This window comes from Halotalea alkalilenta (genome assembly GCF_001648175.1).
Lineage (GTDB): Bacteria > Pseudomonadota > Gammaproteobacteria > Pseudomonadales > Halomonadaceae > Halotalea > Halotalea alkalilenta_A.
The window spans coordinates 2639736-2665611 of sequence record NZ_CP015243.1 but is presented as its reverse complement, the minus strand read 5'-3'; the positions used below and the strand labels follow the sequence as shown (position 1 = coordinate 2665611).

Below are 25876 nucleotides of genomic sequence, written 5' to 3'. Positions count from 1 at the left end.
GCAGGAGGGGCTAGAATCGCAGCGCCACCGAGACGGTCGCGAAGGCGAACATCGCCACCAGCGCGGCCACGCTGAGTCGGCCATAGAGCGGTTTGCGGCTGCGGCTGTAGAGCATGAAGCTGGTGAAGGTCACCAGGAAAGCGGCGATGGTCAACAGCCAGAAGACAGTGGTCAAGCGAGGCTCCTTGCGGGTTCAGGGGGTGGAAGACGAACTGCCACACCCCTTCTGGTAGTGATAAGCATCGAGCTGGGCGAGATAGCCGCGGGCATTGATCGCACTCTGGTCGCCCCAACCGCTGCGATCGCCGGACGACAGGTTGTTCCAGCCATTGCTGCCGTCACCTTCGGCCCTACCGGACAAGCGCAGTAGCTGGGCTCGTTCGGCGTTCAGCTGGGCGCAGTCCATCGCCGCGTATTGGGTCGGAGAGATCGGCTGGTAGCTCGATGCACAGGCGGCCAGCATCAGCGGTGCCGCAAGCAGCACTATGCGCATGGATGAGATCCTGATTTGAGAAGACGGCGGCATTCTACTACGCCGCCGCCGTATGGGTCATGGACTGATGGTGAAGCGATCGGCATCCATCCAGGCGGGAAACTTGGCTCGGAAAGCCTCGAGACTTTCACGGCCGATCACGCCGGTGCGTACGAAGGATATCTCGCGCTCGTCATCGATCAGCGGCTCACCGAGATAGTCGACCAGCATCGAGTCGCCGCTGTAGTGCAGCCCTTTGCCATCTTCGCCAACCCGGTTGACTCCGATCACGTAGCACTGGTTCTCGATCGCGCGCGCCTGCAGCAGGGTGCGCCATGGGATACGCCGGGCCGAGGGCCAGTTGGCGACGCAGAGCATCAGGTCGTATTCGTTGCCAACGTTGCGGCTCCATACCGGGAAACGCAGGTCGTAGCAGACGCTGAGCAGGATCTTGAAACCGTTGAGTTCGACGATCACCCGCTCGCGCCCCATCCCGTAGCGCTCGTGTTCGCCGGCCATGCGGAACAAATGGCGCTTGTCGTACCAGCGTAGCTCACCCTGCGGGGTCGCCCAGATCATGCGGTTGTAGCAAACGCCATCGTCGAGGATCACGATGCTGCCGGTGATCACCGCCTGGGTGCGGCTGGCCTGCTCGCGCATCCAGGCCACGGTTTCGCTGCTCTCCATCGGCTCGGCGAGCGCCTGCGCGTTCATGGTGAAGCCGGTCGAGAACATTTCTGGCAGGACGATCAGATCGCTGCCAGTGACGTCCACCAGCAGCTCCTCGATCATCTGACGGTTGGCGACGGGATCTTCCCAGTGCAGATCCGCCTGCACCAGGGTGATTCGCAACTCGGACATGGAAAGGCCTCTCGCAGTGCCGGACGATGCCGGTGGGGTTGGGTCGAGGATAAACCAACTGCTCGGCGATCCGCACGCTTGGCTGCTGTCACCCCGACAGTGAGCAGGCTAAGATGGCAGCATTCGAGTCACGCTCTCCTCTCACCCGCAGGTCCCTGAATGTCCCAGCTTCGCTTGCACCGCGTCGGTGCTGACAGCCTCTTTCCGCTGCCCTGCGCTGCGACCGCCGCGCGCTCAGGATGCGACCGTCTCGGCATGCGCGATGCCCACCCGCACGGCACCCTGGCTTCGTGAGCGCCGCGCCTTCCGCCACGCCGCTCGAAGGCGTGCTGCTGGGGCTCGTGGCCTATGGCATGTGGGGCTGCTTTCCGCTCTACTTCTCGCTGTTCGGGAGCGTTCCCGCAGGTGAAATCCTATCGCACCGGATACTCTGGTCGGCGGTGTTCCTGTGCCTGGTGATCGCCCTGCTGCGCCGCTGGCGCCCGGTGTTCGAAGTGTTTCGCTCGCCCGTGCTGCTCGGCAGGATCGCACTGTGCGCTGCACTGATCGGCAGCAACTGGTGGATGTTCATCTGGGCGGTGGGAAACCATCATGTGATTCAAGCCAGCCTCGGTTACTACCTCACGCCATTGATCAGCGTGGCGCTCGGTACCGCGGTACTCGGAGAGCGGTTCGGTCGTTTGCAGCAGCTCGCCATCGCCTTTGCGGTGGCGGGTATCGTTGTCCAACTGGTCTATCTCGGCGAGCTGCCGTGGATCTCGCTGGCAATGGCTGGCACTTTCGGCTGCTATGGCCTGTTTCGTAAGCAGATACCGCTCGACAGCATCACCGGCCTGCTGGTGGAGACGCTGGTGCTGCTGCCGGTCGCGCTTGGCGCACTCATCTGGTCGGCCGCCTCCGGGCAGAGCAACTTCGGTGCCGGGACGGGTATCAGCATGCTGCTGATCTCCTCCGGCGTGCTCACCGCGCTGCCGTTGATCGCCTTCGCCGCCGCTACCCAGCGGCTCAGGCTCTCGACGCTTGGCTTTCTGATGTACCTCAATCCGACCCTGCAACTGCTGATCGCGGTCAATCTGCTCGGCGAGCAGCTTGCCCCCATCCAGCTGGTGGTCTTCGGGATGATCTGGATCGGCCTGCTGCTCTATACCGTCGCCAGCCTGCACGACAGTCGGGTCAGAGCGCGAGAATCCGCATGAATATCGGCAGCATGATGGCGGTCGAAAGGCCCACGCAGCCCATCGCCAGGCCCGAGAATGCCCCCGCCAGTGCACTGATGCTGGCGAAGCTCTGAGCGGTGCCAAAGCCATGGGCGGAGGCCCCCATGGTGAAGCCTTTCACCGTATGGTCGTGAACACCGAGTACACGGAACACCAAAGGCCCCGTCAGGCAACCGATGATCCCGGTAATCAGCACGATCGCCGCGGTCAGCGCCGGTATCCCGCCCAGGCTCTCGGCGACCCCCATTGCGATTGGCACGGTCACCGACTTCGGTGCCATCGAAGCGATGATCTCAGGGGGCGCTCCAAGCAGTGTCGCAATGCCGAGCGTCAGGAACGCCGAGGCGACCACCGCGGCGATGCAGCCGCTGAGCAAGGGCATCATCATGCTGCGTACCCGGGCCAGGTTGTCGAACATCGGCACGGCCAGCATTACCGTGGCAGGGCCCAGCAAAAAGTGAATGAACTGAGCGCCTTCGAAGTAGCTCTGGTAGGAAGTACCAGTGAGCTGGAGCAGACAGATCAGCGCGATGATCGTCACCACCGCCGGGTGCACCCCGCGCAGCAGCCTGAAGCGGCGACAGAGCTGGTAGCAGCCTAGATAGAAAGAGATGGTCAGGAACAGCGACAGCAGCGGAGAAGCCGACAGATAGACCCAGATGGTATCGATCTCGGTGAGAATCACCGCCGTTTCTCCTTCAACACCGGATCGGCATCATGGTTCTCGAGCCGGCCACGCAGCGTGCGCCGCATGAACAGCACCATGAAGACCTGCAGCAGTACGGTAGACACCAATAGCGTCACCGTCAGCACGACGAAATTCTGTGAAATCAACGGCCAATTGACCATCACCCCTACCCCGGCCGGCACGAACAGCAGCGCCAGATGCTGGGTCAGTCCCCGCGTGGTCATTCTCAACCCCTCAGGCACCTTGCCATACAGCATCAGCCCCACCAGCAGAAGCACCATACCGATGACTGGCCCCGGTACCGGCAGGTTCATCGCCCTCGCCACCCCTTCTCCAATCAACTGACAGCCGAGCAGAATGCTCATCCCCACGAGCAGTGGCATCGCGCCTGCGCCTCCGTGATCTTTGGTAGCCATGCACTTAAACCATCCTTGACCCCCTGACCACGCGGATGGCAATCGGATAAAAGTCTGAACCTGGGCTTTAGATGCCGCAAGGGGTTCTCCCATCGTCTATAATCACCGGCCGCACGGACAAGCGAATGGTTGGATACCGTTTTCCAACCTCTAGGAGATATCAATGGATCTGCTTCGTATCATTCTCGCCATCATCCTTCCCCCGGTCGGCGTATTCCTCCAAGTCGGCTTCGGCTTACAGTTCTGGATCAACATCGTCCTCACCCTGTTCGGCTATATACCCGGCATCATCCACGCCGTCTGGGTCATCGCCACCCGCTGAGCCGAAAGCGCTTTTCTTTTTCAGAACAACCGGGTAGTATGCGCAGCGTCTTCGGGATCAAGCCCATGAGACGCGGCTCGGAGCGTGGCGCAGTTTGGTAGCGCGCTGCAATGGGGTTGCAGAGGTCGCAGGTTCGAATCCTGTCGCTCCGACCAAAAATCGATTTCAAAACCGCCACTTACGGATCATGCCGGGTGGCGGTTTTTTTATTTCACGATGGCTCCGGCGCCGAGATCGGATTGAGAGCTGCCCAATACATGGTCGGGGTGGACTCCTCCCCGCCTCGATCGGCAGGCACAGCGACTGCTCCACATGGGCTGCGCGAACTACGCAAACATGGATTGGGCCTGGATGGGCCGGTCAACGGCTGTGCAGACTTGTGGAGCACTGGAAAAACATGTGCGGAAAAGCCGCATCGCGGTCGACTCATGGGCCCCTTTCCGCCTGATGAACAGAGTTGGGGTCTGTGCGATATCCGGCGGTACATCATGCATCGCGAGTTTTTCGCCCAGTGCTGATTTTTCGACCACGCTTCGAGGCAGCAAAGTGATGCCGAGATCCGCGCTCACGCATCCCAGGATGCCCTCCAACGTGCCGAATTCAAGACGTTGAAAGCTCGGCCGCCCGATCTGGGTGAGAAATTGCTCGAGACGCTGACGATATGAGCAACCCATTCTGAACATCAATGCCGTCAACGGCATCGAATCATCGTGCAACTTGGACGGGTCACGCAAACGAAGAGAAGTTACCAGCACCAGGTTCTCTTCATATGCGTGATCGACCGACAATAAAGGGTGATCTACCGGTCCGGCGACGAATGCGCCATCCACCTCGTTATCGATGACCTTTTGTACCAACTCAGCTGTAGGCCCGGTTTTCACCTCGAACTCGACGGCGGGATGTTGTGAATGATAGGCCGCGAGAACCTCTGGCAGCCGGATCGCCACCGTGGTCTCCATCGAGCCGATCGACAGGCGCCCCCGCGCTACGCCATCGTCACGAGCGGCCGTCGCCGCTTCCTGAAGCAAGGCCACCGCACGCGAGGCATAGGGCAGAAGACGTTGCCCCGCGCTGGTCAAGACAACTCCTCGACTGTGACGTTCAAAAAGTGCAACGCCGACCTCTTCTTCAAGCTGCTTGATCCTGCTCGTGACGTTGGACTGCACCGTGTTCAGTTCTATCGCCGCTCGCGTGATGGCGGCATGCCGGGCGACTGTAGCGAATGTGATCAGGTCATTTACTTCCATGGGCTGGTATCCCTAGAACTGATGCCTGGTCTCGGAGTGAGACCGTTTCAGTGAATCCCAAGCAAGCGGTATGCCAGCTTCCCTACCCCATGAAGATCAGCCGCGGACCTATGAACGTGCTGCCAATGGCGTGACTGCAAGGCATAGCACGCTGTTACCGCTTCATTTCGATACCTGTATTTCACCAGGGCGCCCAATCTTGGTGCCCGATCTCATGCTATCCAATCCATCTGTCCGGCAGATCGCTGGCATCAGAATTAACCGTTTCTTCCAAGCCATAGGTTCAGCTCATGATCCCAGGCAACGCTGATGTGAAAGACGGCTCCATTGAATAAAGCAATGACCGAATTCAAATGAGGCCGAGCTGTTCTGTGAGACCTGTGCTGTTCATTCGACCGCTGGGTTTTTATATGGAGATCGGAAATGAATTCTGTTATTGCGACCAAAGACAATGAGTCTCTGGCATTCGGCCTGTCACTTACGGCATTGCAGATGTTCGTCTATCTCTCATTCATCCTTGTGAGCTGCTTTCATGCGGAAGAACTGAGAAGGAATGTTCCAATAATCGATCTTCCACTGTCTTTTGTCTTCGGGCTTGCCGTCATCGTCTGCGGAACAGCTTTGACGATCATCTACGTTGTGCACGCCAATGCCGTCCCTGAGGGAGAAGCGACATGTTGAGAATACTACTCTCCATACTTCCAGCCGCTTTCGTGCCCAGTGCGATGGCCGCACAATCCTCTGTCGGAGCGACCAGCCCGACATCGCTCTTGCTTTTCGTCACCGTTATCGCCGTCACGCTCGGCATCACTTGGTGGGCGGCGAAGCAAACGACATCCGCCAATGATTTCTACGCGGCCGGTGGCCGCATATCCGGATTTCAAAATGGCTTGGCCATCACAGGGGATGCACTTTCTGCGGGTGCCTTTCTCGGCCTGACGGCTCTTGTGTTCAACGGAGGTTTCGACGGACTGGTCTATGCGATCGGTTACACCACCGGATTACCGATAGTCGTCTTCCTGATGGCCAGTAAGCTACGCAAGCTCGGTAAGTACACTTTCACCGACGTGGTCTGTTCCAGACTCAGTGGCAACTCTGTACGCATCTTCTCGGCCTGCGCCTCACTGATCATCGTCGCCTTCTATTTGATTGCACAGATGGTCGGAGCGGGGCAGCTGGTTCAACTGCTGTTCGGCATCGACTATAACTACGCCATCATTCTGGTTGGTGTGCTGATGGTCGTCTATGTCGTCTTTGGCGGAATGATGGCGACTACTTGGGTGCAAATCGTCAAGGCGGTGCTGATGTTGGGCATCGGTGTAGTGATGTGCTTGCTCGTGATGATGCAGTTTGGTTTCAGTATGAGAGAACTGCTCCAAAAGGCCGTCGAGGTGCACCCAGGGAAGGAAAACATCCTGATTCCCCAGGCTCTGGCGAGGGATCCTGTCTCCGGTATTTCGCTGGGAATCGCGCTGATGCTGGGCACAGCGGGTCTGCCACACGTACTCATGCGTTTTTTCACCGTACCGGACGCCAAGGCGGCGCGAAGCTCTGTGTTGTGGGCCACGGCGTTCATGAACTGCTTCTACGCGATGATCTTCATCATCGGCTTCGGCGCGTTGGCCCTGCTACGCGACCATTCCGGATACCTCGATGCGAACGGCGCTTTGATCGGCGGAGGTAACACCGCGGCACTCCATCTGTCGCACCTGCTCGGCGGCGACGTGATGTTCGGCGCGGTCTCCGCCATCGCTTTCGCCACGATCCTCGCCGTCGTGGCTGGTCTGACCCTTTCCGGCGCGTCGGCGGTCAGCCATGACATCTACGGGGCGTTGTTCAAGCGCCATGGTTCGGATGCTCCGGACGAGATTCGGATCGTCAAGATCGCAACGGTCGTGTTGGGCGCACTGGCGGTCCTGCTCGGGATTGCCTTTCGCAACCAAAACGTGGCCTACATGATCAGCCTGGCGTTTTCGATCGCATGCTCCTCGACATTCCCGGTACTGATCCTGGCTATTTACTGGAAGAAGATGACTCCTTTCGGTGCCGTCCTGGGCGGTGGTGTGGGCCTTGCTTCCTCCCTGCTGTTTACCGTGCTCGGACCATCCGTGTGGGTGAAGGTACTGGGGTATGCGCAGCCGGTGTTCCCCATTGATCCACCGGCATTGGTAACCGTTCCGCTTGCCTTCACCGTCTGTCTCATCGCCTCGCTGGCGACGCAGTCATCGCGCGTCCCCACGCCGGTGGCCGGCGCCTGACCCAAGCGGTAGCGCAGTATTCAACGCAATCGAATCTGCCTTGCCATGACAAAGCGGCAGCCGAACTGGAAGTCGAGAGCACAGGAGTTTGAACAATGAGCGATGAAGGAACCACTCATGCCATGGGACGAACAGCTGCCTTTGCCGAGCTCATGGAGATTCGAGCCGCGAAGCCGCTGAAGCAGGGAGAAGTCACGATCACCGGTGAGGATCCCCTGTTCCAGTCTCCGTTTCGCATCGGGGAGACGTCGGCCGATGCGCTGGCGGCCCGCGCGGTAGCCGCCAACGATCTCTGGGAGCTTCGAACGGGGCGTCGCCAGTCCATCAGCGTGGATGTGCGGGCGGCAGCGGCAACCTCGCTGGCGGGCGGCGACATGACGCTCAGGCGCGATGCGCTGGGGAAGTATCAGCCGATCCCTTCATCGCCGGAATTCAGGCACATGATCTCGCTCACGCAGCCTTGGCGTGCAGCCGATGGTCGATGGGTTCTGCCGCACACCAACTTGCCGCATCTGGAGCGGCGCGTGCTGGACGTACTGGGCTGCGAGAGTACCCCGGAGTCGGTGGCCGAAGGCGTGAGCCGATGGAATTCGGATGAGCTCGAGGATGCGATTGCCACTGCGCACGCTTGCGCAGGTAAGATTCGCACACCGGAGGAATGGTTGGCGCACCCGCATGGGGCCTATCTGGCGTCTCGCCCGGTCGTGGAGATCACCAAGCTCGCGGATAGCGCCCCGCAGCCGCTGCCTGGGGGCAACCAGCCCGCATCGGGGATTCGGGTACTGGACCTGACACGTATCCTGGCCGGTCCGACTGCGGGCCTCGGCATGGCCGAGCACGGCGCCGATGTACTGATGGTGACGGCACCCTCATTGCCCCAGGTACCGGCTTTCGTTCGCGACACGAGCCATGGCAAGCGCAGCTGCTTTCTCGACTTCACCCGTGCCGACGAAGCGCGGCGACTGCGGGAACTGGTGCGAGACGCCGATGTATTCATCGATGGTTATCGGCCGGGCCGGCTCCAGGCCCACGGCTTTGGCGTCGATGAACTAACAACGCTCCGCCCGGGCCTCGTGCATGTCAGCGTCAACTGCTTTGGCTCCGGCGGACCATTTGCTGAGCGGGCTGGCTGGGATCAGGTGGCGCAGGCCGTAACAGGCATATGCCACACCCAAGGCATGGCGGTCGGCGCAGGTCAACCCAAGCTGACACCGGTCTTCATGTGCGATTTCATCACCGGTTTTCTCGGAACCTTCGGCGCGATGATCGCGCTGGCGCGCCGCGCCAGGGAAGGCGGAACTTACCGCGTGCAGGTGTCTTTGTGCCAGTCCGCCATGCTCCTGCAACGTCAAGGCCTGCTGGCGCGATTCGACCACGCGCCCGGCCGGCTGACCCCTCGAGAGTTCGAGGCGCTTTCGGTGCGCGATGACGGAACCTGCTGGGGCGATCTCAAAAGCTTGGGACCAGTGGTTCGTATGTCCGAGACACCGCCCCGCTGGTTCGGAACGACTCCCGAATTGGGCAGCGGGCGGGCTGCGTGGCTCGACTGAGATTGCCCACCACATAGAAAAGCCCGCCGCTTTAAAGGGCGGCGGGCTCTATGGGGTTATCCTTGGTCACTCAGTTGGTGCCTGAAGTGCCAGTAGTTCCAGTCGTACCGGTTGTTCCATTGGTACCGGTCGTGCCGGCAGTAGCCGCCAAGGTGCCGGCAGTCGTCGAAGCCGCTGAAGGGACATTGACTACCGGAGCGCTGGACAGCGTCGGGGCAGCTGCACCAGCTTCCGATCCCGGTGTGACTGACGCTGTCTGGCTCAGGGCCACGCCGGAGTAGAGCGATACCAGCAGTGATGCCCCTGCGGTGAGCATTGGTATTTTACGCACGGCTATCTCCTGCATTGTCGGTGGATGAAATATTGATCAATCAAAGGTGCAACAGACTTTAGGCTAGTAGCCCTAGATCTCCTGTTGATTACAAAACATGCAATGGAACGCCACATGAGCTAATACAGATGAAAAACGACCTATCATCACCGGCGGCAACGAATACTAGGTCATCGTCGCCGTTCGCTGTACCTGACAGGTCGCCTGGATTCGCTTTGTCGGTATTCACGAGTCGACGAGATGGTAAATCCTCGCCATCCTGATCGAGCGCAATGAAAGCGCAAACTGAGCCTGCGCATGATCAAGCAGCTGCACGAAGGGATGAAGATCCCCTACGAGAGCTTGTTGGGTGATGTCGCTGCGTGAACCGACGGCCTGCAGCTATCCCACGGCAAGGGATATCAGCACGCCGCTGGTTCATGCTGTCAGAAATAGCGCCAGCGCAATCATGTACAACGTGCCAACAGAGATCCAAACGTGGATGTGATCTTTCACGGCCATGCCCTCGTCGTCGTGAGCGTCACAGGAGCGTGCGGCTTGCTGGGAGCTGGGCTCGCCGGCCGAGCAAGACCCGGGAAAGCGACGGCGGAGCCCGTCTGGCTATCCGTTGAAGTAAAAATCTCCACGCATGCCAAGTTAGTGACGCTACACAGTCTTTATGAGCTTCTCTTACTCTCCCCTTACTCAAAAAAATCAGATGAAGGGGCGCATCAGCGGCCGCGGCGGAGAGCTCCCGATACTTCGAGCGCAAGCGCATTAGGATTAGTTAATCAGGTCGTGATAGTGAGCAACCGAATGGCACGAGCAAATGCCGGTCGTCGTGAAATCGAAATGGGGCGCCACCTGTAGCAGGTGGCGCCCCTTCTTGGTCGGTGAAGTGTGTGTAGCTGCACCCAGCGGACGCCCGCCTGTTTAGATGGCGATACCGCGGGATTCAGGGCAGCTGGGCAGCCGCCCGGCCACTACCCTCGTTCATCCGATAGCTCGCCACCCGCTGATCGTTGTTCAGGGTGGCCTCGAGCACTTGGCGCTCGCGCAGACGGCCGAACGGGTTGATCGACTCATAGACCCAACGCATCACTGGCCGGCCCTGGGCGTCCTGGCTGCGCTCCTGCGGTTCACCGAAGCGCGCAACCATCTGGCTGGCGGTCGTGACCCCCGGCTGGATCTGGTTCACGTGATAAGGCTGCATGTAGGAGCCCCGACTGGCGCAGGCGCCCAGCAGCACGACAATGGCCGCCACCAACCAATTCTTGCCAACGTTGCGCATCGACTGCTCCTCACTTGGGGTTCAAAGCCAAACCTTATAGCGCCGCCTCCAATGGCCGACAAGCCCCCAAGCGGAGTCCATCTTCAATCCCACCAAGGAGTTGACCCCCCCTGGTCGAAAGAAAATCGCTCCTTTGCCCCATCTTTCGCTCGACCTCTCAGCGCGAGGCCCTCTCGGCCAGACGAGCGAAATCCTGATCCAATGTGGCCAGGGCCTGATCGATCTGCGCCCGGCGCTCGGTGATCCATGACTGCTGGGCGCTCAGGTCCTCGCTGGCGGCGGCCAGCATGCGCTCCATCTCAGCAGGCTGTGGACCACCGATCGTCGCTCTATTGCGGACGATGGCCGCTGGATCGAGCGCGGCGCGAAAGCGCTCCTCGCTGATTGGTAGTTCGGTCGGATGACCATCGTGTCCTACGCTCTGCGCATAGATGCGCTGCGCCTCGGTGTAGGGAAAATCCAGCGGTTTGATGCTGTGCTGCTTGGCATAGGACACCACCTCTGACGCGAAGTGGTGACCGACACGGAAAGGCAGACCATGCTCGCGCATCAGTACGTCGGCCAGCTCCTGCGAAGCGGTCCAATCGCTGTTCAGCTCCTCGAGTGCCCGCTGGGAGTCGATCACCAGGGCCCGGAGGACGCGATCCCATTTGTTCAATACCGAGATGGCGCTGTCCACCATCGCGGCATTACGTCCGATGTCTTTGGGGTCGCTCATGCCTGGGGTGATGTTGTGCGTCTGGATTACCGGGCCCATGGCCAGGGTCAAGGCCGTCGATGCATCGCTGCGCGTGCTGTTGAGCAGGCCGGGATTTCGCTTCTGCGGCATTGCGCTCGATACATAGGTGTTGTCTGCGCCCTCTTCCAGCAGAATCCAAGGCTGGGTCTGGGCGTACTGCGTCAGCACGTCCTCGATGAAGTTGCCGGCATGCAGCGCGATGCTGGTGACGATGCCAGCAACCTCCACCGGCTGCTCCATGGAGGCGATCTGCGAAGCGTCATAGGCATTGTCCAGCAGAGCGGAAAAGCCCAGATAGTCGGCCATGCGCTGACGATCCAGCGGCCATCCGGTGCCGTTGAGCACGGTAGTGCCCATGGGAGATCGATCGATGCGAGCGTAGGCTTCCCGGATGCGCTGGGCATCTCGCTGCAGACCCGCGGCATGACCCAATAGATAGTGACCGAAGCTGTTGGGCTGCGCCGCCACGCCATTGGTGTAGTTGGGCACGATGGTCTCGGCATGCTGGTCCGCCAGCGCCACCAGCGTGCCGGTGGCTTGATGCAGCTGCGCAGCCAGTTCGAGCAGCTTGTCCCGCAGCATGGCGGATCGGTAGGTCGCATGCATGTCCTGGCTGGAACGACCCGCGTGCAGCAGGGTCACCTCCTCCCCCGCAGCCTGGATCAACAGTGGCTCGAAAGTGATCACCGTCGAGGGGCGCGCGGCGCCGGGCGCTCGTCCTTGCTCCAGCACCTGGGCGATCGCCGCCGCCAACTCGGGTGCCAGGGTTTCGTCGAGCAACCCTTGTTCACTATTGATCACCACGGAAGCCTTGTTGATCTCCCCCAGCCAAAAAAACTCATCGCGTGGGGAAGTGTCGGCGGCCCCTAGCTTCAAGGAGCAGGTCATAGCCACGGCAAGGCCCAAGGTCGTCAAGGAGTGTTTCATGCTGTGCTCGATATGGGAGAGAGCTTTTCATCTTAATTATCAGACAGCTGAAGAAAATGCTCCCATAGTCCATCACAGCTCGTGATACCGATGGTCGTATATGGATCGAACATCGCGAGGCTTTCCATTCTCTCGCCCTTGTTCGTCTCGCAGGATTGAGGATGAAATTCCCGCCCCTTTGCAATAAGGGGCGGGAAAAGTGACGCACTCAGCACGACATCCTTCTTATCCATTGGTTACCGAGAGAGTCACCGAGACGCTTAGTTACCGAGGCTCTGGACTTTCTCCTTCGCACTATCATAGGTATCGGAGGCCTTCTGCCTGATGCCGTCGATGCTGTTCTCGTCTTCTGGCTGCATATCACGCTGCTGATTGCTGTCGGCAGCGCCTTGCGTGCCAGTGGCGGCTCCCTGCCCTCCTTGCGCCGACTGCCCCTCGTTCACGCCATCCTCGCCCAGATTTCCACCGGGCTGCTGGCTGGTCGAGCTATCCATGCCGTTCTGGTCATTCTGGGAAGCCGTGCCCGCAGGCGTTTGCGTCTGCTGCTCGGTGGGTGTCGCAGTCTGCGCGCTGCCCGTCGTCGTGGTGCTGGTCTGTGCAATCGCAGTGGAGGTGCCCGCAAGGGCGACCAGAGAGGAGAAAAGCAAAACCGAGAACTGTTTCTTCATATCACCATCCCTGAATTTTCCATTCAGGGAGGAGCCTAGGACATAGGAGGTAACCCAATTGCTCGTTGCCGTTATTTTTTTTATTCAATTAGTTATTTTCAGTCTTCACAGGAACTCCTAGGCAAGGTCGTCGAAATTCAGCCTCTCGAGCAGGACCTCGGAAATTCGCTCGTATACCAACGCGAGCTCCTCATCTTCGACGCTTTTCTGGATAGACGTGGGATGCGCGCCCTTGCCATCTTCGAAGGCGACGAGAAATGCCTCATTCACCTTCCTGATCGTGATATCTATCAGGAGAAGCTCTTTCGGGTAGGCCTCTGGCGCCTCATCGACGGCGATCCTGAACATCACCAGGAGTTTGTCCTGATCACGCTGCAGCCCACCATTGCGATGGGAAACGAATTCCCCTCCCTCGTTGCGGCCTATTTCGACATAAGGGATACGCTCATCGCCCAGTTGAAGGTGCTGGCCAGAGACTCCCAGATACTCTGCAAATCCCTGCTCGAGCTGAAGAGCCAGGTTCTCCATATCCTCCCAATGGCGGCGGAGGATATCGTTTTTCTTCTTGTACGCTGTTCGCAAGTCATCTATGTCCGGCACAAAACGCTCCTGGGGATCGCGGATGATCAGGTTTCGGCTTTCCGTGGCACCGATCGGGAAAGGTGGCGAGACGACGAGGCCAAGCGCTGTTCCTTGAAGCGACGTCTCGGTCCTGGCCTACCATCCTAAGACGCAAACGACCCTGCGGCGATAGCGCAGGTTAAGGCGCGAGCGGCCACCCATGGGGATTGAACTTTGATCGCAGTGCGACAATTTGCGTCAAGGCGGCGGCTATCCACTCAGTTGCAGCTGGCATAAGGTGAAAGGGCATCGCCTGGAAAGAACCTATAAGGATCGAAAAAGGCTATCACGCAGTCGACCAGTAGACTGGAGACGACCATGAGCTCGCTGAAGACACTATTGTTCGCCACCGATTTCTCCTCCGGCGCCGCCAAGGCTTCCGCGGCCGCGGCCACGCTCGCGCGGCTCTCCGGGGCCAGGTTGCATGTCATCCATGCCGCCATCCTGATCGAGAGATTCCTCTATGGGGCTACCGACTTCGCCGTATCCGGCGCCGATGAGAAACGGATGAATGAAACGATCGTCAAGGAATCCGAGAAGGCATTGGACGAGTTCGTCACCCGCTACTTCAAATCCGCTGAAACAGGTGTCGTGGAGAACCTCGAAAGCCGTGTGATCAAAGCGAGCATGCCCCATGAATCGATCATCGAAGAGGCTGAGAGAATCGGTGCCGACATCATCATATTGGGCACGCATGGGCGCAGCGGTTTGGAGCGCGTACTGATGGGATCGACGGCTGAGCGGGTAATGCGCAGTTCCCCCATACCGGTGCTCACCTCCCGAGGATGAGCAGCCGGTGCGTGATGAGCGTGGGAGTGCCGAGCGGTGAGGTAGCGGTAGACCTTCGACTCGATGCAGCGAGTTGGGAGCTTTTCGGCACTAAGCGCCGAGAGCCGGGAGAGTAGACTTTGGTCGCGATGCGGCAATTCGCTTCAGGATGCGATCTATCCACTCCTGCCCAACTGAAATAATGTAGGAAAGCGTTTGTTCCCAAGCCTCGACGCATCCACACGCCACCAACGCAATAATGGAGACGGTCATGAACTCATTGAATACCCTGCTGTTCGCCACTGATTTCTCGAAAGGCTCGGCCAAGGCGTCGTCGATCGCCGCTACGCTTGCCCAGCTTTCCGGCGCCAAGCTGTATGTCATCCATGTCGCGAGCCTCGTCGACAGCTCGCTTTATTGGCAAGATCCTCTTCTGGCTTCCGGTGTGGATCCAGGGCAACTCAATGGAGAGATAGTCAAGGAGGCCGAGAAAAAACTGAGCGAATTCGTCGCCCTTAATTTCCAATCAGATGATGAAAATGGCCTGAAAGATATCGAAAGCCGTGTGGTTTCCGGTGGTGTGGCCTACGAAATCATCATCGGTGAAGCCCAGCGGGTCGGAGCCGACATGATCATCCTGGGAACCCATGGTCGAAGCGGCCTGGAGCGCGTACTGGTGGGTTCGACGGCAGAGCGCGTGGTGCGAAGCTCCCCCATTCCCGTGCTCACCTCGCGAGGGTAGACCGAGCCATGCCGCGACACCGGGGTCGATGGGAAAGCGTTGCGAACGATGGTATTCGCCGTCGCTCCGCTGTGGTCCTCCTCGAGCGTTCTCGCTACCCTGGCTTCATCTCATTCCCCGCGCATGCATCGCCGCTGGCTAAGGAGATAAGGTGAAGTGGGTCAAGAAACTGCTGAGCATCGGCAAGTCGAACTCGACGGACCGGCAAACCGCCCCATCCCCAGTGGATGTGGCGGCGCTGGCCAAAGAGGTACTGTCACAGGATTCGACTTCTTTATCGGTTGCCGCATCATCGAAAAAAGCCATGACCATCGATATCGAGGCGCACAAACACGACCTGGATGCGATGAAGGCAGCGGCTATCGAGGAGGGCTCTCGCTATTGGCAGGCAGTGTCCGGCCTTGAGCAAAGCGAGGCTCCCCCCGCGGTAAAACCCGATGCCTTTCTCCGCGTCGCGATCCTGAGCCGCAAGGCCCGGGACTTCGATCAGGAAATCGCATTTTGCGAAAAGTGGGTCCAGATCGAACAGGATTACCGGTTACGTGCGGCAACCTGCAAGGCTACGACTGGCCAGTACGTAAAGGACTACACCATCGGTCCAATACCCGAGAACATTCGCAAGAGATTAGCCCGGGCGAAGAAGCGACCGGAGATGAGCTGATGGATCAGGAAACGTCGAAAGAGGGTGCTGCATGTTCTTCACTCTATTGCTGGCGACTTTCGTGGTCGCCCTGCTCGTCTCCTATGGCGTCGTCAAACTGTTCGACAGCTCGATCAATGCGATTCTCACGCGAATCATCAATGCGGACATAAGCGCCGCCTGGCATCGTTACATCACCTTTGCCGCCTACGTCGTCGGGGTCTCTGGTGGAGTTCGCATCTATAGCTTGGAGCGCTACATCAATCCGCCGAGCTCGGATGAATCCCAACTCGCACTCAATGCCGAGCGCTGGACGCTCGAGATCTACCGTACCGTAGTGGGCACGCTGCAGAGCATCGCCTGGATGTATCTGGTCGTGTTCTTGTGCACCTTGATCGCCTTCGTGGTACTCAGGGGATTCGAGCTGCGACAGAAAAAGTGAGTGCCAGTCTCGTTTCCCGCATAACCTCTGCGCTCGGCGATCGTTCAGAACAAGCCTAATGCTGCTCGGCACTCATTCCCCAGCGTCGAACGGTCAAGCGCTCGAGATTATCGAAGAGTAGGTTCTCTACCAGCAGACCGATCACGATCACCATCGCGAGCCCTGCGAACACGTTGTCGGTGATCAGTTCGTTGCGGTTCTGATAGATGTACCAACCGAGGCCGCCTTGGCCGCTGGAAGCGCCGAATACCATCTCCGCTGCGATCAGCGTGCGCCAGGAGAATGCCCAGCCGATCCTGAGCCCGGAAAAGATCGACGGCAGCGCTGCTGGAATAAGGATGTGCGCGACCAAGCGTGGCCCGCGCAGTCCGTAGTTACGGCCGGCCATCTTCAGCGTCGGTGACACGCTCTGGAAACCGGTGAAGACGTTGAGCGCCATCGGCCACAGCACCGAGTGGACGAGCACGAAGATCAAGCTACCCTCACCAAGACCGAACCACAAAAGCGCGATCGGTAGCAGCGCGATCGCCGGCAGCGGGCTGAACATGGAGGTCAGGGTCGACAGCAGGTCACGGCCGAAGCGGGTCATCACCGCCAGCGAGGTCAATGCCAGCGCGAGCACGATGCCGATCGCATAGCCCTTGAGCAGGACTGCCAAGGATCCCCATACCCGCACCGGCAGTTCTCCGCTGGCCAGGCCCCCCGTCACCGCTGTCAAAGTATCGCTGGCACTGGGCAGCAGCAGCGGATTGGCGAAGTGACGCGCGATCAGCTCCCAGCCCAACACCAGCAGGGCCACGATCAAGAGCTTGCGCAGCCAGCCCTGTTCGCCGAGCCGCGCTCGCCAGTCCAGCACCCTGACCTGACGCCGCTCCGGCAATGGCTCGAGAGTGTATTCGTACTCCCCGCGAATCGGTGGGGTGGTTTTCATCGCGGTACCTCGAACAATAGAGAATGGATGTGCTGCGCCTTGCGCTGGAATGCTTCGCTGCCGCCGCTTTCGAGCCCGAACTCAGTACAGTCGAGTTCAGCGCGCACGCGCCCAGGGTGCGGTGAGAGCAGCAAGGTACGATTGCCCACCACCATCGCTTCCTCGATCGAGTGAGTGACGAACAGCAAGGTGAAACGCACCTCGTCCCACAGCGCGAGCAGCTCTTCTTGCATCTTGCGCCGGGTCAGGGCGTCGAGCGCGGCGAAGGGCTCATCCATCAGCAGGATCTTGGGCTGCATCGCCAGCGCGCGTGCGATTGCCACGCGCTGCTTCATCCCTCCGGACAGCTGGTGCGGATAGGCATCGCGGAAACGAGAAAGACCGACCTTGTCGAGACAGTCGAGCGCCCGCTCCCGCGCGTCCGAGCGCTTGAGCACGCGCGAGGCGACGAGCGGGAACATCACGTTCTGCAACACCGTCTTCCAAGGCGGCAACTGATCGAACTCTTGAAACACCACGATGCGATCCGCCCCTGGGCCTTCTACCGGTCGGCCATCGAGAACGATCCGCCCGGCAGCCGGACGCATGAATCCCGCCACCGCTTTGAGCAGGGTGGATTTACCGCAGCCGGAGGGGCCAAGCAGGACGAACCGATCCGCTGGGTAGAGCTCGAAACTCACCTGATGAGTCGCCTGGACTTGCCGCCCACCATCCCGGTACTCGAGATCGACCGCCTCAGCGCGCAGCAGCGGCGCGGGCGCGCTTTCCGCCAGCGGCGCGGACCGGGGAAGGCTCTGCTCAACTGCCGCCATCTGCGTGCACCTCTGGGAAGAAATAGTCCTGCCACGACTGCGGGTTTTGCTTGATCGCGCCGACGCGATGCATGAATTCAGCGAGCGGATAGGTGTGCCGCGGTGTGATGGCGAAGTTGAACTCGGGCTTCTCGAGCAGTGAAGTAACGAAACCGGTGTCGAGATTCGAGCCCGTGACCCGCTTGAAGGTCTCCGCCGACTCCGCCGGATGGGCGGCGATAAAGCGCGAGGCGTCCTCGAGTGCATCGAGGAAAGCGGCATAGACCTCCGGGCGGCTTTCGCGGAAGCGCTTGGTGGCGAAAGCGAGATTGGCCGAAGCATTGTCACCAAGCACATCGTAGGAGCTCAGTACGACATGGGTGTTGGGGCGTTCGAGTTCCTGGTAGTTGAATGGGGGATTGGCCATATGCCCGGTAATCTCGGTGCCGCCCGAGATGATCGCCGCCGCTGCCTCGGGATGCGACATCGACACTGTGAGCGGCTCGAGCCGCTGCCACTGGTCCTCGCCGAACTGTTTGGCCGCGGCCATCTGCAATATGCGTGACTGGACCGAAACCGAGGTTGCCGGTACCGCGATGCGGTCCTGTGCGGTGAAGTCAGCGAGACTCTTGATCCGTTCCTGGTTGGTGACCAGTTCGATCGGAGCACTACCGAGCGCAGCGATCGCACGGACATCGGCGTTACCGTAGGTTCGATCCCACAGGGTCAGGAGCGGACCGACCCCGGCGGCACCGATATCGATCGAGCCGGAGAGCAGCGCCGAGTTCATCTGCGCACCACCGGAGATCTGCCGCCAGTCCACTTCCAGGCCTTCGACCCCACGGTCGGCTGCATGTTTCTCGATCAATCCTTGATCGCGCATGACGAAGAACAGGAGGTAAGGCAGGCCGAACTGTTCCCCGATGGTGAGTCGCTCGTCCGCTTGGGCACGGCTGCCAAGCGAGAAGGCGGTCGCCAAGGCCAGCGCAAGCGCGCCGAGCATTAGGCGATGGATGAATCGGGCGCGTGGCAAAGGCAAGAACATCGAGAACTCCTAAATACGACACGAGGGACTCGACAAGATAACGCCTTCGTTATTAGGCGATAAGGTATAAAAAGCTCTGAAGTTATCGATGACCAGAGAATAAGTAATATCGAAATGGAATGAATTTATTGGAAATGACTTGGCGTCGATCTCAACACCCGCGCCTACCGACCAAGCGTGACGAGCCGGGGAACATCAGCGGATTTTAGGCAACGCTTATGCGACATACGGAATAACGACATTATCTATGTGTAGTTCTTCATGCTGAATGTTGTGACTAGACTGATGGGCCGTCGCGTCTCAAATACCTTGCATGTCCATCGATATCTCCCCCTTCCCTGTCAGGCAAGCGCAGAGTGCCAATCCGCCATGAGCCAAACATCTTTTTCGCTGACCCCCGCCACACCCATCATCGGCGCTTTCGTCGAAGGAATCGATCTGTCTGCCGAACTCGACCAGCATAAGTATCTTGCGCTGCGTGAAGCGCTCAATCGCTACCAGGTGCTGTTCTTCCGCGACCAGCAGCTGTCTCGCGAACGTCATGTGGCGCTAGGGAGAAGGTTCGGTGAACTGCACATCCACCCCCATGTCGTCGGCCCCGAAGGCCATCCCGAGATCATGCCGATCGCCGCCGACGAGAATTCGAGTCTCGACGATCGCGCGGTGCAGCGCGGTGAAAAGCGTTCGGTGACCGGGGACCGTTGGCACTCGGACGTCTCCTGCGATGAAGAGCCGCCGCTCGGCAGCATTCTCTACCTGACCAAGACCCCGCCGGTCGGGGGAGATACGCTGTTCGCCAGCGCCGCAGCCGCATTCGACGCGCTCTCCCCCGCCTTCCAGCGCTTCCTCGAGGGCCTCACCGCCGAGCACTCGGGAGAGTCGACCTATCGCCGCCGGCAGGGCAATAAACCGTTGCTCGACCGTAGCGCCCAAGGCTATCGCAATGGCACCGACTATCCGCGTGCAGTGCACCCGGTGGTTCGCACCCACCCTGAGACTGGTCGCAAGATTTTGTTCGTCAATCGCGGTTTTACCCATGCCATCCAGGAGCTTTCGCTCGACGAAAGCCGCGATTTGCTCGAGTTGCTCTACCGCCATCTCGAGCGCCCGGAATTCCAGGTCCGCTTTCAGTGGCGCCCGAACTCGGTCGCATTCTGGGACAACCGCAGCACGCAGCACCTGGCGATCTACGATTACCATCCCCACCCGCGCTATGGAGAGCGGGTAACGATCAAGGGCGACAGGCCGTTTCTCCACCTGCACGCCGAATTGAGCACGAGCCATGCAGGAGCATGACTAGTACTTCGATGAGTGGGCTTGGTGGCGTGGTCAAGCAAGCCGCGCGTCCCGCCCAGCCGCTAATGTCTTCGATTGGCCGGCTTAGGTGAAAAGCCGATAGTCGACCACTAATCACCCTGCGCCGGAAATTGAGCGCGACTGCGTACAAGCGCCCTCGCCCCTCTAGGCCACCGCCGGCTTTCATGCATCGGCTGCGACCGAGATGAGACTGGCTCGGACCTTGGTCTAGTTGCCTTATTAGTAATACTTTTCAATCATCCCCGGGTCGCCCATCGCAGGGCTTCCTCCATCGCCGTGCTAGGCCCGCAGGCTAGCGGGCATGGCGTGCGCATCGACGGGGAGTCGAATGAAAAGAGCTCTACTGCTGCTCGCACTGCTGATGATCCACGGCTGCGGCGGCGATGGCGAGGGCCAGCAACGGCCGCTCACCCTGATCGTGCCGACCGCGCCGGGCGGCGGCACCGACACGGTCGCGCGGGTACTGGCGACCCAGGCCGAGCCAGCGCTGGGCGCGCCGATCGGGGTCAAGAACCTGCCCGGGGCGAGCAGCGCGATCGGCATGTTCCAGGGCGCCAACGCACCAGCGGATGGCGAGACGCTCACCATGGTGGTCGCGGAGCTGGCGATTCTCAAGTCGCTGGGGCTGGCTGACATCGACCACCGCGGCTTCGCACCGATCATGCTGGTCAACTACGACCCGGCGGCGATCACCGTACGCTGGGACGCCCCCTACGACACGATCAACGAGTTCCTCGACTATGCCAGGGAGCACCCGAATGCCCTGTTGATGGGCAATTCCGGCACCGGCTCGATCTGGCACGTCGCCGCCGAAACCTTCGGCCACGCCACCGACACCCGCTACACCCACGTGCCCTACGAAGGGGCGGCACCGGCGATCACCGCCCTGCTCGGCGGCCATATCGATGCCGTCAGTGTCAGTGCCGCCGAGGTGCTCCCCTACGTGAACAGCGGAGAATTCAAGATACTCGGGGTGATGGCCGAGCAGCGCATCGAAGCGCTGCCTCAGGCGCCCACCTTCACCGAGGCCGGTGTGGACACCCCAGCGTTCGGCACTTGGCGTGGCCTGGTGGTTCCGGCGGGCACCCCTCAGGAGCGAATAGACCAGTTGGCCGCAGCCTTCGCCGAGGCGGCGCAATCCAGCGAGTTCCAAGCATTCATGGCCAGCCGCGGTTTCGGCATCCAGATTCTCCCACCGGCCGAGTTCGCAAGCTTCCTCGATGAGCAGGCGGTGTTCTTCGAGCGCACCCTTTCCACCCTCGGCCTCGCCCCTTGAGCCCTAGCCAGGAGCGCTCCATGAACACACGCAATCTTACGCTGGGTATGATCATCGTGCTGGTCGCGGCCGCCGCCTTCATCGCCACCTTCGGCTTTCGCGATCCAGGGATCGAGCGTACCGGCCCAGCCTTCCTGCCACGCCTTTATACCGGCGCGCTGATCCTGCTGGGCCTCACCCTGGCACTGAGCCGAAGACCGTCCACCGACGCCGGCGGCGCGCCCGCCAGGAGCCTGGTCGGCATGGCGATCGGCGCGGTCTACGTCGCCGCTCTTCCTTGGCTGGGCTTCGTGCTCTCCACCCTGGTGCTCGCGCCATCGATGCTCGCCTACGTCGGTGTGCGCAGCCCCTGGGTGCTGATCCTGCTGCCGCTGGGACTGGTTGGCTTCATCCAGCTGTTCTTCACCGTATTGCTCGGAATAGAAGTGCTTCCTGGCCAGCTTTGGCAATGAACCAGACGGACCACTGCGCAAGGAGTCAAAGATGCTAGAGATGTTGGGGCAAGGGCTGATGCTCGCGACGCAGTGGCAAGTACTGCTGTTCCTGCTGCTCGGCGTGGTGGTCGGGATCATCGTAGGCTCCTTGCCCGGGCTGACTTCCACCATGGGCGTGGCATTGTTGCTGCCGTTGACCTTCGCGATGGAGGCGGCCACCGGCATCTTGTTCCTGATCGGGGTGTATTTCGGTTCGATGTACGGCGGCTCGATCACCGCGATCCTGATCAATACACCGGGTTCACCGGCGGCCGCGGCGACCGTACTGGACGGCTACCCAATGACCCGCAAGGGCGAGGCCTACAAAGCGCTGCAGATATCCACCCTTTGCTCCTCCATCGGTGGCTTCATCAGCGTACTGGTACTGATCCTGGTCGCGCCCCAGTTGGCCGCCTTCGCCCTGCGCTTCAGCGCACCGGAAACCTTCGCCCTGGCCCTGTTCGGCCTGTCCATCATCTCGACGTTGTCGAGCGGCTCGATGGTCAAGGGGCTGATTTCCGGGTTCGCCGGACTCCTGCTCGCCACCATAGGTCTCGACCCGATCAGCGGTATCACCCGCTTCAGCGGAGACAGTTTGCATCTGCTCGGCGGCATCAGCTTCATCGCCGTGATGATCGGACTGTTCGCCATGTCGGAAGTGTTTCGGATGATGGAAGGATCGAGCGCGGTACGAGCAGCCACCGGCCAGATGGTGAAGACCGTGAAAGACAAGGCCGGTCTCAGCTGGAAGGAGTTCAAGTCGCTGATCGTGACGCTCTTGCGTTCGACCGGGATCGGCACCGGAATCGGGATGATTCCCGGCGCGGGCGCCGATGTCGCCGCCTTCGTCGCCTACAACGAAGCCAAACGCTTCGACAAGGACCCCGAGGGCTTCGGCAAGGGCTCGCTCAAGGGCGTCGCCGCCCCTGAGGCCGCCAATAACAGTCTCACCGGCGGTGCGATGGTGCCGCTGCTGACCCTCGGCATCCCCGGCGACGCGGTCACCGCGGTGCTGCTCGGGGCTCTGCTGGTGCAAGGTCTTCAGCCCGGACCGATGCTGTTCGAGAACAACGGCCCGCTGGTCTACACGTTGTTCATCGGCATGCTGCTGGCCAATGTATTGATCTTCGTCATCGGCTGGAGCTGCATCAGGCTGTTCACCCGGATCCTGAGCGTGCCGATCGGCCTGATGATTCCGGTGATTCTGGTGCTCTGCGTGGTCGGCGCCTACGCGCTCAACAACCAGTTCTTCGATGTGATCGTGATGTTCCTCGCCGGCATGCTCGGCTATGCGATGAAGCGCTACGATTTCCCGGTCGCCCCGCTGGTGCTGGGAATGATCCTTGGGCCGATGATGGAGAGCAACCTGAGGCGCGCACTGATCATGTCCCAGGGCAGTCTGGAGATCTTCTACACCCGCCCGGTCACCGCCGTGCTGCTGCTGCTGGCGCTTGCGACCCTGCTTTCTCCGCTGTTCAAGTGGCTCAGGACGCGACGCCCATGATCGCGGGCCGCGGTCATGGGCTGCCGACTAAAGGATACGTCGGACGGATCTCGCCGCATCCACCATGTTTACAAGCGCCGCTTCGGTTTCCGGCCAGCCGCGGGTCTTCAGTCCGCAGTCGGGGTTGACCCACAGCCGCTCGACCGGCAGCACCACCGCCGCCTTCTCGAGCAGCTCGACCATCTCCGCCACGCTCGGCACGCGCGGCGAGTGGATGTCGTAGACGCCGGGTCCGATCTGATTGGGGTACTCGAACGCCTCGAAGGCGCGCAGCAGCTCCATCTGCGAACGGGAAGTCTCGATAGTGATCACGTCGGCGTCCATCGCCGCGATCGCTTCGATGATCTGGTTGAACTCGCTGTAGCACATGTGGGTGTGAATCTGCGTCGAGTCCTTCACCCCGCTGCTGGCAATCCGGAAAGCCTTGACCGCCCAGTCGAGGTAATGCTGCCAGTCGCGCCGGCGCAGCGGCAGGATTTCACGAAAGGCCGCTTCGTCGATCTGGATGATATCGATGCCGGCCGCTTCCAGGTCGCAGACCTCGTCGCGCAGCGCCAGGGCGAGCTGCTGCGCCTGGGTTTCACGGCAGACGTCCTCACGCGGGAAGGACCATGCCAGCATGGTCACCGGGCCGGTCAGCATGCCCTTCATCGGCTTTTTGCTCAGGCTTTGCGCATAGCTGATCCAATCGACGGTCATCGGCGCGGGCCGGGTGATGTCGCCATAGATGATCGCCGGCTTGACGCAGCGCGAGCCGTAGCTCTGCACCCAGCCGAAGCGGGTGATCAGGTAGCCTTCGAGCTGTTCGGCGAAGTACTCGACCATATCGTTGCGCTCGGGCTCGCCGTGTACCAGCACATCGAGGCCGACTCGTTCCTGGAAGGCAACGACCTTGCCGATCTCATCGCGCATCGCGCGCAGGTAGTCGGCCTCATCGAGCCGGCCCTGCCGGTAGGCCGAGCGCGTGCGCCTTACTTCGCTGGTCTGCGGGAACGATCCGATCGTCGTGGTCGGAAGCTTTGGCAGTGCCAGTTTGCGGCGCTGGGCCTCGATGCGCTGCGCGAAGGGAGCGCTTCTCTGGGCCTGGGCATCGCGTATGCCTTCGACTCGCGCTTTGACCTCGGCACGGTGGATGCGCCGGGAAACACTGCGTGCCGATTGCACCGCGCGACTCTCGCGCAGGGCGAGTTCGACTTCGTCGCTCTCCTCCCCTCGCGCCGCGCGGGTCAAAAGGGCCACTTCAGCGCACTTCTGGATCGCGAAGGCGAGCCATTGGCGCAGCTCATCGTCGAGCCCGGTTTCGCGCTCGAGATCCACTGGAACGTGGAGCAGCGAGCAAGAAGGCGCGACCCAGAGCCGATCATTAAGCACGCGGCGCGCGCGTGCGAGCTGCTCGAGCGCGCGATCCAGATCGCAGCGCCATACGTTGCGCCCGTCGACCACGCCGAGCGAGAGCACCTTATCGCCGTCGAAGGCAGCCGACGAGAGCAGCTGGTCGAGCTGGCCATCGCCGCGAACCAGATCGAGATGGAGGCCATCCACCGGCAGCCCCGCGGCCAGTTCGAGATTGTCCTCTAGTGGGCCGAAATAGGTAGTGAGGAGCAGCTTCACATCTCGTTGGCGCAGCATGTGGTAGGCGCTGCGATAGGCCTGGCGCCATTCATCGGGCAGATCCAGCACCAGCGCCGGCTCGTCGATCTGCACCCAGTCGACGCCAAGCCCGGCAAGCCTTGTGAAAATCTCGTGATAGACCGGCAGCAGGCGATCGAGCAGAGCCAGCTTGTCGAACTCGCGACCGCCGCATTTGCTCAGCCACAGATAGGTCAGGGGGCCAAGCAGCACCGGCTTGACCCGATGACCCAATGCGATGGCCTCCTCGACCTCCTCGAACAGCTGATGCCAGCCCAGGTGGAAGCGCTGCTCGGCCTCGAGCTCCGGCACCAGATAGTGGTAATTGGTGTCGAACCACTTGGTCATTTCCTGCGCCTGGGCGCCGTCGCCGGCGCAGCCGCATTCGGTGCGCACCAGGCCCCGCCCCATGGCGAACAGCGTATCCAGACCGAGCCCGTCGTCTGCGTGACGAAACCGCGGCGGTACCGCACCGACCATCAGGGTATGGGTGAGCACCTGGTCGTACCAGGCGAAATCTCCCACCGGCAGCAGTTCGATTCCGGCCTGCGCCTGGATCCGCCAGTGGCTTGCGCGCAGCGCCTTGCCGGTCTCACGCAGCTCATCCTCGGAGCACTCTGCGCGCCAATAGCGCTCCAGGGCGCGCTTCAACTCGCGATCGCGCCCGATGCGCGGAAACCCCAAGGTGTGAGAAATGGTCATCGCCGACTCCCGCTGAAGGTTGAGCCGAC

Annotated in this window: 28 protein-coding genes and 1 tRNA gene; 15 read left to right on the top strand and 14 right to left on the bottom strand. The window is 60.7% G+C overall.

Annotated elements, in window-relative coordinates; genetic code table 11:
* Window positions 1–10: 10 nt before the first annotated feature.
* Genes A5892_RS20500 through A5892_RS11880 form a run of 3 tightly spaced genes read right to left on the bottom strand, consistent with a single transcriptional unit; the run spans window position 11 to window position 1333 of the window.
* Complete coding sequence (locus A5892_RS20500; protein WP_155834136.1) at window positions 11–175, bottom strand: hypothetical protein; 165 nt, start codon at window positions 173–175, stop codon at window positions 11–13.
* Window positions 176–193: 18 nt separating this feature from the next.
* Complete coding sequence (locus A5892_RS11885) at window positions 194–493, bottom strand: hypothetical protein (RefSeq protein WP_064122983.1); 300 nt, start codon at window positions 491–493, stop codon at window positions 194–196.
* Between the two features lie 57 nt (window positions 494–550).
* Window positions 551–1333 (bottom strand): amidohydrolase, encoded by a 783-nt coding sequence (locus A5892_RS11880; protein ID WP_064122982.1) that lies wholly within the window; start codon window positions 1331–1333, stop codon window positions 551–553.
* A 159-nt stretch (window positions 1334–1492) separates the two neighbouring features.
* On the opposite strand from A5892_RS11880, the gene A5892_RS20910 reads away from it, so the two are divergent.
* On the top strand, window positions 1493–1627 hold the full coding sequence (locus A5892_RS20910) for a hypothetical protein (protein ID WP_263281377.1): 135 nt from the start codon (window positions 1493–1495) through the stop codon (window positions 1625–1627).
* On the top strand, window positions 1624–2529 hold the full coding sequence (gene rarD / locus A5892_RS11875) for an EamA family transporter RarD (protein ID WP_064122981.1): 906 nt from the start codon (window positions 1624–1626) through the stop codon (window positions 2527–2529). The genes A5892_RS20910 and rarD overlap by 4 nt, the downstream gene beginning before the upstream one ends.
* Here rarD and A5892_RS11870 read toward each other — a convergent pair.
* Together A5892_RS11870 and A5892_RS11865 are read right to left on the bottom strand one after the other, a co-directional pair.
* Window positions 2507–3235 carry an LrgB family protein gene (locus A5892_RS11870; RefSeq protein WP_064122980.1) on the bottom strand — a complete coding sequence of 243 codons (729 nt, stop codon included), beginning with the start codon at window positions 3233–3235 and terminating at the stop codon, window positions 2507–2509. The two genes, rarD and A5892_RS11870, sit on opposite strands and share 23 nt — an antisense overlap.
* Window positions 3232–3654 carry a CidA/LrgA family protein gene (locus A5892_RS11865; protein ID WP_223302643.1) on the bottom strand — a complete coding sequence of 141 codons (423 nt, stop codon included), beginning with the start codon at window positions 3652–3654 and terminating at the stop codon, window positions 3232–3234. Before A5892_RS11865 ends, A5892_RS11870 begins: the two co-directional genes overlap by 4 nt.
* A gap of 163 nt (window positions 3655–3817) precedes the next feature.
* Between A5892_RS11865 and A5892_RS19670 the strand changes: the two genes are divergently transcribed.
* The gene (locus tag A5892_RS19670) at window positions 3818–3976 is read left to right on the top strand and encodes a YqaE/Pmp3 family membrane protein (RefSeq protein WP_043446121.1); all 159 of its coding nucleotides are present in this window, start codon (window positions 3818–3820) and stop codon (window positions 3974–3976) included.
* Between the two features lie 78 nt (window positions 3977–4054).
* Window positions 4055–4131, top strand: a tRNA-Pro gene (locus A5892_RS11860).
* A 171-nt stretch (window positions 4132–4302) separates the two neighbouring features.
* Here A5892_RS11860 and A5892_RS11855 read toward each other — a convergent pair.
* Window positions 4303–5223: a LysR family transcriptional regulator gene (locus tag A5892_RS11855; RefSeq protein ID WP_082890428.1), complete on the bottom strand. Its 921-nt coding sequence runs from the start codon at window positions 5221–5223 to the stop codon at window positions 4303–4305.
* A 423-nt stretch (window positions 5224–5646) separates the two neighbouring features.
* Between A5892_RS11855 and A5892_RS11850 the strand changes: the two genes are divergently transcribed.
* The 3 genes from A5892_RS11850 (at window position 5647) to A5892_RS11840 (ending at window position 9031) form a co-directional block, all read left to right on the top strand.
* Entirely contained in the window at window positions 5647–5904 is a 258-nt protein-coding gene (locus A5892_RS11850) for a DUF485 domain-containing protein (protein ID WP_064122979.1), read from the top strand.
* On the top strand, window positions 5898–7481 hold the full coding sequence (locus A5892_RS11845) for a sodium:solute symporter family transporter (protein WP_082890427.1): 1584 nt from the start codon (window positions 5898–5900) through the stop codon (window positions 7479–7481). The genes A5892_RS11850 and A5892_RS11845 overlap by 7 nt, the downstream gene beginning before the upstream one ends.
* A gap of 95 nt (window positions 7482–7576) precedes the next feature.
* The gene (locus tag A5892_RS11840) at window positions 7577–9031 is read left to right on the top strand and encodes a CoA transferase (RefSeq protein WP_082890426.1); all 1455 of its coding nucleotides are present in this window, start codon (window positions 7577–7579) and stop codon (window positions 9029–9031) included.
* A gap of 1265 nt (window positions 9032–10296) precedes the next feature.
* Here A5892_RS11840 and A5892_RS11835 read toward each other — a convergent pair.
* The 4 genes from A5892_RS11835 to A5892_RS11820 all read right to left on the bottom strand — a co-directional run bounded on the left by A5892_RS11835 (window position 10297) and on the right by A5892_RS11820 (window position 13566).
* Entirely contained in the window at window positions 10297–10632 is a 336-nt protein-coding gene (locus A5892_RS11835; protein ID WP_064122978.1) for a hypothetical protein, read from the bottom strand.
* 157 nt (window positions 10633–10789) lie between these two features.
* Entirely contained in the window at window positions 10790–12298 is a 1509-nt protein-coding gene (locus tag A5892_RS11830; RefSeq protein WP_064122977.1) for an argininosuccinate lyase, read from the bottom strand.
* A gap of 260 nt (window positions 12299–12558) precedes the next feature.
* Window positions 12559–12966, bottom strand: coding sequence for a hypothetical protein (locus tag A5892_RS11825; RefSeq protein WP_064122976.1), 408 nt, complete (start codon window positions 12964–12966; stop codon window positions 12559–12561).
* Window positions 12967–13083: 117 nt separating this feature from the next.
* The gene (locus A5892_RS11820) at window positions 13084–13566 is read right to left on the bottom strand and encodes a hypothetical protein (RefSeq protein ID WP_064122975.1); all 483 of its coding nucleotides are present in this window, start codon (window positions 13564–13566) and stop codon (window positions 13084–13086) included.
* A gap of 339 nt (window positions 13567–13905) precedes the next feature.
* Between A5892_RS11820 and A5892_RS11815 the strand changes: the two genes are divergently transcribed.
* The 4 genes from A5892_RS11815 to A5892_RS11800 all read left to right on the top strand — a co-directional run bounded on the left by A5892_RS11815 (window position 13906) and on the right by A5892_RS11800 (window position 16179).
* Window positions 13906–14376: a universal stress protein gene (locus A5892_RS11815; protein ID WP_064122974.1), complete on the top strand. Its 471-nt coding sequence runs from the start codon at window positions 13906–13908 to the stop codon at window positions 14374–14376.
* Between the two features lie 250 nt (window positions 14377–14626).
* Window positions 14627–15097, top strand: a complete 471-nt coding sequence (locus A5892_RS11810) for a universal stress protein (RefSeq protein WP_064122973.1) — start codon at window positions 14627–14629, stop codon at window positions 15095–15097.
* 151 nt (window positions 15098–15248) lie between these two features.
* Window positions 15249–15758, top strand: coding sequence for a hypothetical protein (locus tag A5892_RS11805; protein WP_064122972.1), 510 nt, complete (start codon window positions 15249–15251; stop codon window positions 15756–15758).
* A gap of 31 nt (window positions 15759–15789) precedes the next feature.
* Complete coding sequence (locus A5892_RS11800) at window positions 15790–16179, top strand: hypothetical protein (protein ID WP_064122971.1); 390 nt, start codon at window positions 15790–15792, stop codon at window positions 16177–16179.
* Between the two features lie 55 nt (window positions 16180–16234).
* Here A5892_RS11800 and A5892_RS11795 read toward each other — a convergent pair whose 3' ends face one another.
* Genes A5892_RS11795 through A5892_RS11785 form a run of 3 tightly spaced genes read right to left on the bottom strand, consistent with a single transcriptional unit; the run spans window position 16235 to window position 18946 of the window.
* Window positions 16235–17110: an ABC transporter permease gene (locus A5892_RS11795; protein WP_064122970.1), complete on the bottom strand. Its 876-nt coding sequence runs from the start codon at window positions 17108–17110 to the stop codon at window positions 16235–16237.
* Window positions 17107–17922, bottom strand: coding sequence for an ABC transporter ATP-binding protein (locus tag A5892_RS11790; protein WP_064122969.1), 816 nt, complete (start codon window positions 17920–17922; stop codon window positions 17107–17109). Before A5892_RS11790 ends, A5892_RS11795 begins: the two co-directional genes overlap by 4 nt.
* A complete protein-coding gene (locus A5892_RS11785) occupies window positions 17909–18946 on the bottom strand; it encodes an ABC transporter substrate-binding protein (RefSeq protein ID WP_064122968.1) in 1038 nt (345 codons plus the stop codon). The genes A5892_RS11790 and A5892_RS11785 overlap by 14 nt, the downstream gene beginning before the upstream one ends.
* 369 nt (window positions 18947–19315) lie before the next feature.
* On the opposite strand from A5892_RS11785, the gene A5892_RS11780 reads away from it, so the two are divergent.
* From A5892_RS11780 to A5892_RS11765, 4 genes are all read left to right on the top strand, one after another.
* A complete protein-coding gene (locus A5892_RS11780) occupies window positions 19316–20242 on the top strand; it encodes a TauD/TfdA dioxygenase family protein (RefSeq protein ID WP_064122967.1) in 927 nt (308 codons plus the stop codon).
* Window positions 20243–20591: 349 nt separating this feature from the next.
* Window positions 20592–21539 (top strand): tripartite tricarboxylate transporter substrate binding protein, encoded by a 948-nt coding sequence (locus tag A5892_RS11775; protein ID WP_064122966.1) that lies wholly within the window; start codon window positions 20592–20594, stop codon window positions 21537–21539.
* Between the two features lie 20 nt (window positions 21540–21559).
* Window positions 21560–21991, top strand: coding sequence for a tripartite tricarboxylate transporter TctB family protein (locus tag A5892_RS11770; protein ID WP_064122965.1), 432 nt, complete (start codon window positions 21560–21562; stop codon window positions 21989–21991).
* 31 nt (window positions 21992–22022) lie between these two features.
* Complete coding sequence (locus A5892_RS11765; RefSeq protein ID WP_064122964.1) at window positions 22023–23516, top strand: tripartite tricarboxylate transporter permease; 1494 nt, start codon at window positions 22023–22025, stop codon at window positions 23514–23516.
* A gap of 27 nt (window positions 23517–23543) precedes the next feature.
* Here A5892_RS11765 and metE read toward each other — a convergent pair whose 3' ends face one another.
* Window positions 23544–25847: a 5-methyltetrahydropteroyltriglutamate--homocysteine S-methyltransferase gene (metE, locus tag A5892_RS11760; RefSeq protein ID WP_064122963.1), complete on the bottom strand. Its 2304-nt coding sequence runs from the start codon at window positions 25845–25847 to the stop codon at window positions 23544–23546.
* Window positions 25848–25876: the final 29 nt, after the last annotated feature.